The following is a 13,232-nucleotide window of genomic DNA, read 5'->3' as shown; positions in this document are numbered from 1 at the left end:
ATGGCGCAGAACAGGCTCACAGCCATCTCATGAACGAGCGATGAATTACCTTCACCTTATTCTGCTCTGCCCAGCTCTCGACAGCTTCTCTGCCGCGTTCCTCGTTGACTGCGAATCGGAAGCAGCGATTGAGAGGAACGATCCAGACGCCATGGGGCTTAATTCCGACGACAGGCTTGAAGTATCCCCGAATCATAATCTCCTTGATAGACTCCGCAGGAATGGACTCGCCATGCAAGTGGAGGGCTCCCCGATTGAATTGCAGCTCGGTCGGTTTTCGGAAGGATCTCACTAATGCAAGAATGATGAAGAAGATAAACAGGATAGACATCCCGCAATTCAAATAAAAGAAAACATCGTAATCCTCTCGATTAAACGCATGGATAGCGCTATACACTTGAGTGAAAGCAAGAATGGACATACTCGCTGCGAGCAATGCTGATGAAGGATTTTTCACTAAATATCTCGTTCTCTTCAATTGAAGCCCCCCTCCCTTACATGTAGAATACCATATATGGATGAGGGTGGAACAGCTCCGCATATCCCTCGAGAATGCTAAACAGTGCAGTTGGTCATTGCACATAAATGTAAAATGCCATCTCTTCATCGTCCGTCCTGCTGCAAAAGAAAAAAAGCAGCCCCGGAAAAGCAACAATCAGTTGCTCTGCCGGGACTGCTCCATTCCTGATTACAACCCTTGCGAGTACCGCCTGAATCTCTCAATCCGATGGAAGGTCGAATAGTTAGCGTCATGAAAATTACGCGCCCCGTTCATCGCGGTGCGGCACTGATAGAGAATGTCATCGCCGTCGATCAGGAAACTGACATATTGAAAGCCTACCTCTTGCGGGTTCGCATCGCGGTAATCGAGCAGCCGCTTCACGATGGAGAAGCGCTGCAAATCTTGAGAGACGGCCAGCGACAGCACATTGCGCTGACTTGGCGCAGCGTCGTCGACGATCTCGCTGACAATGGCCCAGTACGCCCCGGACGGCTCGTCGTACAGCAGGTCGAACTTCGAATTGCTGCCGCCGTTGAAGTCGACAAAGCCGTGAAAGTTCAAGGGAGCCTCCGGCTCTTCCAGATTGCCGCGCAGCATCAGCGCTTTGCCATGAGAAGGGGTACAGCCATTCATCTGGTAACGCAGCACATTGTATAACTGACCGTCCGGTCCGACGACTGCATTGCCCTCCAGCGCGCCGCCGCTCTTGCCCACGGCCGCGCCTTTCCAATCGGCGTCATACGGAAGAAAGTCGGTGCAGCGCCAGTTGTCCGCAACCAGCAGATCGGCATCGCTGTCGATGGAGAGCAGCGCATTGGCATGGCCGCCGGTCGGCCAAGAGCCGTAATCAACCGCCGTATGCAGTCTGCCGCCTGCTTCGATTACCGGCATCGGCGCCTTATGCGGTCCGCGCGCAACCTTGGACCCCGCTCCCGGCAGAATCGTAACAGGAGCGCTCCATGTCCGGCCTTCGTCATGCGAGACGCCAATGATCAGGCTGCCATATTCAGTCGTATGCGCCAGCATGTACAGCGCATTCTTCCATACGAACAGCTTTCCCCAGAAGCACGGGAACAGCTCGGTCACGTATTTCCAGTTGTCTCCTCCGTCATCCGAACGGTAGAGCAGCGTCAAATTTTGCGGTGCTCCGCCGGAGAAGACATCCATCGACGCGAGCAACGCGCCGCCCGGCAGCTTGACGAGCGAAGGGCTGCACAGGCTCCTGCCGGAGAAGGCGTAGATCTCATCCTCCGGGTGCAAATAATGAATGACCGTTCCGACCGCGGCACCGGTGCGGGCAAGCCGGACCACGCTGCGACCGCTGCTGTCCAAGCGCTCCACATAAAGCTCGTAATCGCGATGCGGCTCAAGCCCGTCAATAATTGCCTCCGATCCCGTCAGCTCTGTCCGGGTATACGCCGTCTCCGATCCGCGCGGTCGCCAGTACAGCGCATGTGCCCCATCGCTGCCGGAATCGAACCACTCCAGCGCAATCTCTTCCTCGCCCGGCGCGAGCCTGCAGATATAAGGGAGCTCTCGCTCCCGAATCTGATCCAATGGACGATATGGGCGGTAATGCCAAGCCGATTGTCCTCTCATATTTGCAATTCCTCCTAACCTTTTACCCTTTTAACCTCTTAACCTTTTACCGAGCCAATCATGACGCCCTTGACGAAATACTTCTGCACGAACGGATAGAAGCACATAATCGGCAGCGTCGAGACAATAATGACCGCGTACCGCATCGATTCGACCAGATAGATTTGCGCTGCCGCATCGCCGCCCATGCTGTCCGTATTGCTGGCTGTACTGAGCGCGGACTGACTCACGATCAAATCGCGCAGCACCATTTGCAAAGGCATATGCGCCTCATCGTTCAAATAAATCATTGCATTGAACCAGGAATTCCACTGGCTGACCGCCGCGAACAATACCAATACGGCGATTAATGCCTGAGATACCGGCAAGACAATTCGGAAGAAGAACGAAACATGCGTGCAGCCGTCGATCTGCGCAGCCTCATACAGCTCTTCGGGTATCGAAGACTTGATAAACGTCCGGCTGATGATAATGTTGGTCACATTGACCGCGCCGAGCAATACAATAATGAGTGGATTGCCGTACAAGCCGATCTCCCGCATCAACAGATAAGTCGGGATGAGTCCTCCGTTGAAAAACATCGTTAACAGCATGAAGGCGGTAATCGCCGTCTTGCCGGGAAACGGCTTCCTCGCAAGCGCGTAGCCGGCCATCAAACTCACCATGACCGAGATAACGGTGAATGCCGTTGTATAAATAAGCGTGTTGCGATAGCCCGTCCAGATAGGTCCGTATTTCACGACCTCCAGGTATCCTTTGAAGCTGAACTGCTGCGGCCACAGCAGGACCCTGCCCGTGGCGACCAGCTTCGGATCGCTGATCGAGGCAATGACGACAAAGTACAGCGGATAGGCCACGATGAGCAACAGCGCCATCAGCAGTATGGTATTAATGACATCATAGACGCGGTCCCGCGAGGTGGACTTGATTGCGTTATGCATGCTCTCTCCTCCTTACCATAGCGATTCCTGTCCGAGCCGACGGCTAATCTGATTCACCAGCAGGATCAGAATGAAATTAATTCCCGAGTTGAATAAACCGATTGCGGACGAGAGGCTGTACTGCGCCTCGCGAATACCGATTTTGTACACATACGTATTGATGACCTCGCTCGAGCTGAGATTGAATGCGTTCTGCATCAGGAACACCTTCTCGAAGCCGATATTCATAATCGTGCCGGATTCAAGAATAAGCAGAATAACGATCGTTGGCAGAATGAGCGGCAAATCAATGCGATATACCCTCTGAAATTTCGAGGCGCCGTCAATCACAGCCGACTCGTGCAGCGCGGGGTCGACGGAGCTGAGCGCGCCCAGATAGATGATGCTGCTCCACCCCAAGGTTTGCCACACGCCGCTCCATACATATAGATGCGGAAAGCTGGACGCATTCATCAGCACGTCAAGATTGCCGTCCATCAGCCCCAGACCATGGAGCAAATTGCGCACGATGCCCATCGAGGGAGAGAAGAAGATGTTGAGCATGCCTACGATAATAACGATCGAGATGAAATGAGGCGCGTACGTGATAGTCTGCACGATTTTCTTGAGGGGCTGACTGGATGTGCTGTTGAGCGCCAAGGCCAGAACAATCGGCAGCGGAAAAGCAGCGATCAAGGTGTAGAAGCTTAGCAAAAGCGTATTCTTCAGAATGACGCTGAACATTGGCATCGAGAAGAATCGATCGAAATATTTCATTCCGGCCCATGGACTGTCCATTATGCCCAAATACGGCTTGAAATCCTTAAAAGCGACCGTAATTCCATACATCGGAAAATAGTTGAAGACGATAATTAACGCTATGGCCGGCAACAGAAACAGGTATAGCTCCCGGCTTTGCCAAATGCGAAATCCTACCGATTTCTTGCGAAGCTGTTGCTCTTGCGGACTAGCATGGCTAGCGGTATCCATGCCCAATCCCTCCTCTCGGCTTACTTGGCGATGGCATCATACGCTTTCTGTTTCAGCTTGATAAATTCATCCAAACCAAGCTGCTTCATTCGTTCCACATAGGAATCCCATGCGGCGTCAATATCCTGCTTGCCGGTAATGAAATCGGCCAACATGGCCTTGCGGTAATTCGTCAGATCCGTTTTGTATTGACTCATTAGATTGTTGTCGTCCTGGCTCATCGCTCCCTGGACGTACACCATAGCGTTCGGCAGCACGACATCCTTGTACACATTCTGATAAGCCCAGCCTCTGGAGTTCTTCACGTCGTAGGATTTCTCCTTCCACACATTCTCGTAGAAGTTCTGATCCTTCAGTGCGACAAAAGAGTTGTGCATTCCCAAATCTCCGGCGTTGGCCGCCATCAGATCCGGAGACTCCTCCCAGAAAATCTGATAAGCCTTGCCATCCTCGTCGGTATCCCATACGATTCCTTTCGTTCCCCTGCTAACGGTCAGGCCCAGCTCCGTATCTGCCGCGATTGCTTCGAGCAGGCGAACCGTCGCAACCGGATACTTATTCTTCGAGGTGATAATGGCAGTGTTGGCAGGTCCCGGCATATACGCCTGACTGCGAAGCAGCGGCTTCTCTCCGTTGCCGCTGTCCAGCGGCCCCATCGGAACGCCAAGCTCCGGCTGTCGGTTGGCATAGGAGTGATAAGCGCCGACGATTGGCGGATTGGAACTAATTTTGGAAGCGTAGGTTGTGAAGTCGTCGGTGAATACCTCCGGCGGAATCAGTCCGTCTGCATACAGCTCGCGCAAATATTTCAACGGCTCCTTGAGAGCGGGATTCGTCGACTGATCCTTGACAATGCCATCCTCCACAACGACGTAATCCGGATCGGTAATATACACGCCGAAGCTGCCGTAGATGTCGAACTGGCCGCCAACATAATTGTCGAAGTAGAAATAGTACGGAATGACATCGGCAGGTATGGAGCCCTTGCCGGCGTTCTCCTTAATCGCCAGGAGCGCGTTCTTGAATTCCTCCGTCGTCTTCGGTACTGGCAGGTTCAGCTCCTCAAGCCAATTCCCCATCATGATCCATTGATCTCGCAGATTACGGTCAAACGGAGCAAAGTCGATATACGGCAGGCTGTACAGCTTGCCGTTCGGCGCAAGCGAACCATTATAGACGAGCGGATTTTCCTCCATGAACTTGTTCCAAGTCGGCGCATACTTCTCAAGCAGCGGCTTCATCTCCACGAAGCTGCCGCCCTCCACGGCATTGGCCATTTGATTGGGATTGATTCCGACATTCATGATCAGGTCCGGAAACTCGCCGCTCGCGAACATCAGATCCGCCTTGTCCTTGTCCTTGATAATCTCAATATCCAGATTAATATTCGTTTTCTCCGCGACATACTTCCAGATGGCCGTCGTGTCCATCTCCGGACGCAGCGATCCGTACGTAACAGCCGCGGTAATCGTAATCGGCTCCTTCGTAATCGGATACCCCTCCAGATTGGTCATCCCCCCGTCTGGCAGCCCGGATTCATTCCCGCTTCCCGCATTAGTCGGAGGCGACTCGTTTGTGTTTTTCGAGCAACCGGCCATTCCTGCGACAGCGAGCACCAGCGACAACCCCATTCCAACGATAAAGCGCTTACCTTTTGTTTGCATACGTTTACAAACCTCCCTCTTTTATTGTATTGCTGCTTTACGAATGCACCAGCTGCAACATCTCCCCAGCCCATGCGGCCACTTCATTGAGCTGGCGAATTTCCAGACGCTTGGACTCCGCGAACAGATCCGCGTCCAATACGCGGCTGTCGATAGCCATCGTCACTCCTTGGAGAGACAAACTGTACTTTGCGTTAACCGGGTAATACTGGTATTCAGCCATGGAGCAAGCTCCAAGCAACCGCTGCAGGCGCTCCGCCTTGCCGGGCTCCTTCGCATAATTCCGGCAGAGCCACGCATACAGCTGCGGATGGAAATTGGCCATAACGCCGCTGTAGCCAGATGCTCCAAGCTTCAAACTGTCTAGCAGCGTAGCGCTGTTCGCATTGAACAGCTTGATCCCGGAGCCTTCGATTACGCTCAGCTTCTCAGCCATCTGGCCTACATTGGAGCATGTATCCTTAATGAACAGAAACCGTCCAATGTCCACACAGCTGCGCAGCACGCGGGGCGACAACACGCGCTTGTACGGATACGGACATTCGTACATTCCGAGCGGAATATCCGGAAACTTGGCCGAAAACGCTTCCATATTCTCGATCAGGCGATCATCCGACTCCTCTTCCCCCGCAAATCGATTCGGCAATACGACATAGGCTGCCGCTCCCTCGCACATGACAGCTTCTGCCTCGCGCGCCTGATCATCCAGATTGTCCGCAGTATGGCCGGACACGACTGCTTGCATGCCGTCAGGGAGACGTTCGACAACGAAGCGGATCAGTTGCTTCTTCTCCTCCAGATCGAGCTTGAACATCTCACTCGATTGACAGACAGCGAACACCCCGGCAACACCCCTCCGTTGATAAAACATTAAGAGCTTCTCGACCGCGTCATAATCGATTTCATTGCGGTCCGTAAACGGCGTAATCATCGTCGGCCAGACTCCATTGTGGATGTGATGCAAGAAATTCACCTCTTTATCGTTCTAAAATTAAGAACGTTGTTCTATAATCAGTTAATTCGTGTCCCCATATTAGCATAGCAAATAGGCGATGTAAACCCTTTCTTCTTAAAATAAGCTTTACACCGCCTGATTATATCGTTAATAATAGAATAATGTTCTATTATTCAGAATATTTTTCAGGAAAGGATCCTCTTATGCCCGAAGAACCGAAAGTTAAAACCTTGAAAAAAGCTCTCGATGTGCTGGAAGTGTTCTCCGTATCCACGCCTGAGCTCGGCATCTCAGAAATCGGCGAGAAGCTCGGCTTATACAAAAGCAATGTTCACAACATCATCTCCACCTTCGAGCAGTGCGGCTATATCGAGCGCAATCCCGACACGGGAAAGTACCGGCTCGGAACGAAGATTCTCGAGCTCGCGTTCGTCATTAATTCCAGCCTTGGATTGCACAACATGATTTACCCGCCGCTGAGTCAATTGTCCTCTGAGGTGAACGAAGTCATATACTTCGCAGTGCCCAGAGCATCGCATATTCTGTATCTCGAAGGCGTGTATCCTGCCAATTCATACAGCGTTCGCTCGATGACGGGCGAGACAGCCGAGATGTACTGTACCTCGCTTGGCAAGGCTATTCTGGCATATCTTCCGCCGGATCAAGCCATGAAGGCGATCAGCGAGCAAAGCATGACCTCCTATACGCCGAACACCATCACGGAACGGAGCGCGTTGCTCCATGAGCTCGATCTCATCCGGGGGCGCGGCTACAGTGTCGACAATATGGAGCATGAGTTCGGCATCAAATGCGTCGGCGTGCCGGTTTTCAAACGAGACGGCACATTGCTCGGAGGCATGAGCATCTCCGGCCCTTCCCTGCGCTTCGACGACAGCATGATTGAGGACTACGCCGCCAAGCTGCGCGCATGCAGTCAGAAGATCAGTCTGCGTGTGTAGGCCTTTCTCAGACGGCTCATATTAAAGACAAGAAGAGCAGCCTCAAGGATCGTTTCCTTGAGGCTGCTCTCCTATATGCTCTATCATAATTTTTCAGAGAACTAGTTCAAAAAACCAATCGCAATCAGCATGCGTTCCAGCATCGCCGCCGCTTCTGCTCGCGTAATCGGCTGCTGGGGATGCAGTTGATGCTCAGCATCCCCTTGAATGATGCCTGCTTGCATGGCTTCAGCCATCTCGTCCGCCGCCCATGAGGATATCATAGATGCGTCGGACATATCGGACAGCTCGAATCGAACCTCTGACGACTCTTGCACAATCTCCCTATGCCGCATTGCATTCATGAACATCACCGTTGCTTCCTGGCGACTTACAGATGCGTCCGGGCGGAAGGAACCGTCATCGTAGCCATGCACCAGTCCTTCGCCGTAAGCAGCGGCAACAAACCCCGCATACCAAGCTTGCGAATCCACATCGGAGAATACTTCCGGCCCGCCCGTTGGTTCAATGATGCCCAAAGCTCTAACCAGCATCGTCGTCAGTTCGGCTCTCGTCACCTGGGCCATAGGGGCGAAATGCTCTTCGTCGATGCCATTCACAATGAGCTTGGAGCCCATTCGATTGACGAGATTTTCCGCCCAAGTGCCTTGCACATCCGCAAATTGCTTCTCATGCGACAGGAGCACATAAACGCCTCCAGCCCTCGCTTTCCACTGGATCCATTCCGCATCAAGCAATGCCGGTATTGGCGTGTATGCGTCCTGCTCATGGTCATATCTGGAAATCAGGGTTGCATCTTGATTCATCCCTTGCTCCAACGGACTTGTAACTGAGATATATTCGCTCCAGGAGGCAATCTCGGTGCTTCCGTCGCTATTCACGGCGAGCAAGTGAAGCTGGATTGGCAGTCCATGCACGGTTGCGCCTATGGTATCTGCCGCCTCCGCCCATTGCGAGCTCGCGTTCCTCTTATCTTGCCCAAGCGTTATTGCGATGGAGGCAGCATCGCCAAGATTCAAATTACCGAATAGCGCGACGGGAATCTCAACAACCCCGAGACGGGATTGAATTTGAATGACTCCGTTCTTATTAACAGCGAGCAGCTTCTTGACCGTCTTCCTCGGCAGCGAGAGTTCCCATTCGCTAACCTCACCGTTCATGAGCTGATCTCCGTCCACTGCCAGAATGGTCTCCCGAAGCTCCTTCTCAGTGAAGGAGAACGCATTCGAGTTGTTCTCGTTCCAAGATAAGGTGATCGGGAACAAAGGCTCCTCGTCATTGTCAGCGGAATCCATGGCTGGATCTGGATTCGTCACCGCTGGAGAGATGCTCGACACGGTAATTTCTTCTGTTGCCTGATTTCCCGCGCTGTCTTCCGCAAAGACTGTATAGACGCCGTTCTGCGTTACTGTAAAAATTGACGTTGTCAGAATATCGCTGCCGAACGTTCCGCTCGCAAAATCGGATGCAGCTTGACTTCCAAGGGCCCAGCGCAGAGCCGTTAACTGATTGCCTGTAGAGCTTTCGCCATACGCGCTGGCCGTGACCGAAATCTCCGCCGTCGCGCCTCGATCGACGCTCGATAATGTAATTGCCGGCTCTATCGCTACAATGCGAACATCTGTCGTATTCGGAGCCGCATAGCTCAGATCAGCCGCTCCGCCGCCTTGCCGCATAATTGTTGCGCCGTCCGGCAGATTCAGTTCGGATCCCATCTCGATTCCATCTTCATCCGCTATGTTCGCAGGCACTGCATACGTAAAGTGAAGATGCGTCAAAGCGGTGTCCGTCTGTCCGTCATAAATCGCGTAAACGCTTTGCGTAACGCTTCCGGTGCCGATGGCCAGCAGAACGCGCGGCATTCCCGTTACAACAACGTCGTACCCATAGGTGACGGTAATGGAAAGATCCTGCCCAACGCCGTAAAGTCCATCTGCTGGAGCAGAAATCACGACGCCGACCAGCGCCGCATCGAAATCCGCAATGGCCGCGTTCAAAACCGCAGTTGCCGCATCCAATTCCGTCTGCGACTGGTTCACGGCATCAGCGTCCACCGCCTGCGCATCAGCAATCGCGCTCTGCAGCGTAGCACGCGCTCCGCTCGGCGCATCGCCCACGCCCGTTCCTTGCGGATGATCGACCAGACGCTGCTCGGCGGTTGTGATCACAGCCTCCAGCGCCGCCGCATCACCCGCTCCAATCACCGCTCCGTCGAACGCCGTTACCGCCGCTTCCAACGTCGTCTGCGCGCTGTTCAGCTCCGCCTGCGTCTTGCTCGCCTTTGCGGCATCCACCGCCTGCGCAGCCGATATCGCATTCCCCAGCGTCGTGCGAGCCGCTGCTGGCGCTTCGCCTATGCTTGTTCCCTCCGTGTGATCTACCAGCCGCTGCTGCGCCACAGCTATCGCAGCCTCCAGCGCCGTCGCGTCGCCCGCTCCAATCACCGCTCCGTCGAACGCCGTCACCGCCGCTTCCAACGTCGTCTGCGCGCTGTTCAGCTCCGCCTGCGTCTTGCTTGCCTTCGCGGCATCCACTGCCTGCGCAGCCGATATCGCATTCCCCAGCGTCGTGCGAGCCGCTGCTGGCGCATCGCCAACGCTCGAGCCCTCCGCATGATCGGTCAACTTCTGCTGCGCCACAGCTATCTCCGCCTCCAGCGCCGCCGCGTCGCCCGCGCCAATCACCGCTCCGTTGAACGCCGTTACCGCCGCTTCCAACGTCGTCCGCGCGCTGTCCAGCTCCGCCTGCGTCTTGCTCGCCTTCGCGTCATCCACCGCCTGCGCAGCGTCTATCGCATTCCCCAGCGCCGTGCGAGCCGCTGCTGGCGCATCACCAACGCTTGAGCCCTCCGCATGATCGACCAGACGCTGCTCGGCGGTCGCGATCACAGCCTCCAGCGCCGCCGCGTCGCCCGCTCCAATCACCGCTCCATCGAACGCCGTCACCGCTGCTTCCAACGCCGTCTGCGCGCTGTCCAGCTCCGCCTGCGTCTTGCTCGCCTTCGCGGCATCCACTGCCTGCGCAGCCGATATCGCATTCCCCAGCGTCGTGCGAGCCGCTGCTGGTGCATCGCCTATGCTCGTTCCCTCCGTGTGATCTACCAGCCGCTGCTGCGCCACAGCTATCGCAGCCTCCAGCGCCGTCGCGTCACCTGCTCCGATCACCGCTCCGTCGAACGCCGTCACCGCCGCTTCCAACGTCGTCCGCGCGCTGTCCAGCTCCGCCTGCGTCTTGCTTGCCTTCGCGGCGTCCACCGCTTGCGCATCAGCAATGGCACTCTGCAGCGTAGCACGCGCTCCGCTCGGCGCATCACCCACGCCCGTTCCTTGCGGATGATCGACCAGACGCTGCTCGGCGGTCGCGATCACAGCCTCCAGCGCCGTCGCGTCACCTGCTCCGATCACCGCTCCGTCGAACGCCGTCACCGCCGCTTCCAACGTCGTCCGCGCGCTGTCCAGCTCCGCCTGCGTCTTGCTCGCCTTCGCGGCGTCCACCGCTTGCGCATCAGCAATGGCACTCTGCAGCGTAGCACGCGCTCCGCTCGGCGCATCACCCACGCCCGTTCCTTGCGGATGATCGACCAGACGCTGCTCGGCGGTCGCGATCACAGCCTCCAGCGCCGTCGCGTCACCTGCTCCGATCACCGCTCCATCGAACGCCGTCACCGCCGCTTCCAACGTCGTCCGCGCGCTGTCCAGCTCCGCCTGCGTCTTGCTCGCCTTCGCGGCGTCCACCGCCTGCGCAGCCGTTATCGCATTCCCCAGCGTCGTGCGCGCCACTGCTGGCGCATCGCCAACGCTCGAGCCCTCCGCATGATCGGTCAACTTCTGCTGCGCCACAGCTATCTCCGCCTCCAGCGCTGTCGCGTCACCCGCAGCCTGTATATTGTTGACCGTAGCGGTCTGCACTTTCTTGTTGCCGGCTTTATCCTCGACATATACCGTGTAAGTGCCGTTGCTTGTCGCGTCAAATGTCTTCGCCACCGTTATATCCGTTCCGCTGCCGGCGAAATTGCCAACCGTCTTGCTGCCCGGCAGCCATTTAAGAGCTTGCAGCCCATTTCCTTCACCATGGATGGTCGGCGAAACCGTCATCGTTACCGGATCGAAGGTGCTGCTCATCGTGGAAGGCGTAATCACAAGAGACGGCGCAGTGGGGAGACTAACCGTGACAGTCGAGTTGCCGGATGTCATGCTGTTATAGCCTGCATCTCCCGAATAATCTACTTGAATAGAGTGGTTCCCAACCCCCAAATTTGAAACATCAAGCGATGCCGATCCGCTCATAAGAGTCACATTTCCCAGCGTAGTTGCCCCGTCTTTGAACGTAACCGTTCCCGAAGGCATTCCAACATCGCCAGACACGGAAGCCGTCAACGTGGTTTCCTGCAGATAAGTCGTTGCCGCATCCGACACTGACAACGATACGGAAGGATTATGCTTGAGCAACGCAGGCGTCGTCTGTCCACGCCCCCATGTCCAAATTGCCCCGTCATCGTCAATGCCGTAAGATCTCTCGTTGCCCGCAACCACCGAAGCGAAGGACAATGAGCCGCCCGTATTCGGGTTCATCACCGAAACTTTATGAGGATTTGGATTAGAAGTCGCTCCATCCCCCAATTGGCCTTGATCATCTTTTCCCCAAGCCCACATATCCCCCTTGTCGTCAAGAGCAAGCATATAGGAATTACCCGCTGAGGCTTGTGTGAATTGCACAACGCTCCCTCCGTCCATGATAACCCGCTTCTCTGGTGTATCAATAGAATCTGTCGAGGTTGATCCATTTCCGAACTGTCCATACTTATTGGTACCCCAGGTCCAGATCTGACCATTCGTATCGAGTGCCGCTTCCAGATATCCGACAAAGCTGCCATCAACTTCGGTTCCTACCGCTACGGATTGAAACAAAGCTTCTGAAGCACCGTCCATCAAGGCATATTTCGGCATCGACACAATCGACACATTAAATAGGTTCCATAGATGGTTGGTTGTATCAATCCCAAGCACGAATTCATCATAGGCCTGAATGGATGCAAATTCAGCCAGGCTCCCCCCATCCATCACATCGAGCGCCGTGGGCACATTCGGGGTGGAAGTCGTTCGAAACCCCCATGCCCAGAGATGACGATGACTGTCTATGGCAAAGGCGCTGAATCTGCCGATTGCAATTTGCGTAAAGACAGCCTCTGTTCCTCCGTCCATCACGCTAAGCTTGCCCCATGTCAACGAGTTCGTCGTCGTGCCGTTGCCCAGTTGACCATCATCATTAGATCCAGTAGACCATAATCGGCCATTATCGTCCAAGGCGATCGTGTAGCCGCCACCTGTCTGCACGTCTTGAAAGCTTACAGGATTGCCGCCTTCCAGAACCGTCACCTTCTCCGGCGCTCCATTTGCAGAACCGCTCGTCGTTCCATTCCCATATTGACCAACGCTATTATCCCCCAACCCCCAGATATTGCCCATGTTATCCAGCGCTATCGCGTTACTAAGCATCGTAGACACGGATACGAATACCGTATCCCCAGGACTTGCTTTCGCCGAATGGCTTTCCAGCGGCAACCACGCTATTAACAACGACAACAATATCATTCCGATTCTCTTCAACTCAAATTCCTCCAATACCCAATTTCTTGTCTTTATG

At 54.8% G+C, this 13,232-nt stretch carries 8 protein-coding genes; 1 reads left to right on the top strand and 7 read right to left on the bottom strand.

What is annotated here, in order from left to right:
* Positions 1-16: 16 nt before the first annotated feature.
* The 6 genes from HFP08_RS07620 to HFP08_RS07595 form a co-directional block, all read right to left on the bottom strand.
* Positions 17-478, bottom strand: coding sequence for a hypothetical protein (locus HFP08_RS07620; RefSeq protein ID WP_168119994.1), 462 nt, complete (start codon positions 476-478; stop codon positions 17-19).
* A gap of 210 nt (positions 479-688) precedes the next feature.
* Positions 689-2,101, bottom strand: coding sequence for a sialidase family protein (locus HFP08_RS07615; protein WP_168119993.1), 1,413 nt, complete (start codon positions 2,099-2,101; stop codon positions 689-691).
* A 38-nt stretch (positions 2,102-2,139) separates the two neighbouring features.
* Complete coding sequence (locus tag HFP08_RS07610) at positions 2,140-3,042, bottom strand: carbohydrate ABC transporter permease (RefSeq protein WP_168119992.1); 903 nt, start codon at positions 3,040-3,042, stop codon at positions 2,140-2,142.
* A 12-nt stretch (positions 3,043-3,054) separates the two neighbouring features.
* A complete protein-coding gene (locus HFP08_RS07605; protein WP_168119991.1) occupies positions 3,055-4,011 on the bottom strand; it encodes an ABC transporter permease in 957 nt (318 codons plus the stop codon).
* 20 nt (positions 4,012-4,031) lie between these two features.
* Positions 4,032-5,675 carry a type 2 periplasmic-binding domain-containing protein gene (locus HFP08_RS07600; RefSeq protein WP_168119990.1) on the bottom strand — a complete coding sequence of 548 codons (1,644 nt, stop codon included), beginning with the start codon at positions 5,673-5,675 and terminating at the stop codon, positions 4,032-4,034.
* Positions 5,676-5,712: 37 nt separating this feature from the next.
* Positions 5,713-6,639 carry a dihydrodipicolinate synthase family protein gene (locus tag HFP08_RS07595; protein WP_168119989.1) on the bottom strand — a complete coding sequence of 309 codons (927 nt, stop codon included), beginning with the start codon at positions 6,637-6,639 and terminating at the stop codon, positions 5,713-5,715.
* A 194-nt stretch (positions 6,640-6,833) separates the two neighbouring features.
* On the opposite strand from HFP08_RS07595, the gene HFP08_RS07590 reads away from it, so the two are divergent.
* Positions 6,834-7,589 (top strand): IclR family transcriptional regulator, encoded by a 756-nt coding sequence (locus HFP08_RS07590; RefSeq protein WP_168119988.1) that lies wholly within the window; start codon positions 6,834-6,836, stop codon positions 7,587-7,589.
* A 101-nt stretch (positions 7,590-7,690) separates the two neighbouring features.
* On the opposite strand, the gene HFP08_RS07585 is transcribed toward HFP08_RS07590, so the two are convergent.
* The gene (locus HFP08_RS07585) at positions 7,691-13,195 is read right to left on the bottom strand and encodes an S-layer homology domain-containing protein (RefSeq protein ID WP_168119987.1); all 5,505 of its coding nucleotides are present in this window, start codon (positions 13,193-13,195) and stop codon (positions 7,691-7,693) included.
* Positions 13,196-13,232: the final 37 nt, after the last annotated feature.

The organism is Paenibacillus sp. HB172176, from assembly GCF_011947265.1.
Lineage (GTDB): Bacteria > Bacillota > Bacilli > Paenibacillales > Paenibacillaceae > Pristimantibacillus.
This window is presented reverse-complemented; position numbering and strand designations above follow the sequence as displayed.

What these genes read in the sequence shown, in the direction of transcription:
- HFP08_RS07615 (WP_168119993.1), bottom strand. Translation starts at nt 2,101, where the DNA reads ATGAGAGGACAATCGGCTTGGCATTACCGCCCATATCGTCCATTGGAT.
- HFP08_RS07610 (WP_168119992.1), bottom strand. Translation starts at nt 3,042, where the DNA reads ATGCATAACGCAATCAAGTCCACCTCGCGGGACCGCGTCTATGATGTC.
- HFP08_RS07605 (WP_168119991.1), bottom strand. Translation starts at nt 4,011, where the DNA reads ATGGATACCGCTAGCCATGCTAGTCCGCAAGAGCAACAGCTTCGCAAG.
- HFP08_RS07600 (WP_168119990.1), bottom strand. Translation starts at nt 5,675, where the DNA reads ATGCAAACAAAAGGTAAGCGCTTTATCGTTGGAATGGGGTTGTCGCTG.
- HFP08_RS07590 (WP_168119988.1), top strand. Translation starts at nt 6,834, where the DNA reads ATGCCCGAAGAACCGAAAGTTAAAACCTTGAAAAAAGCTCTCGATGTG.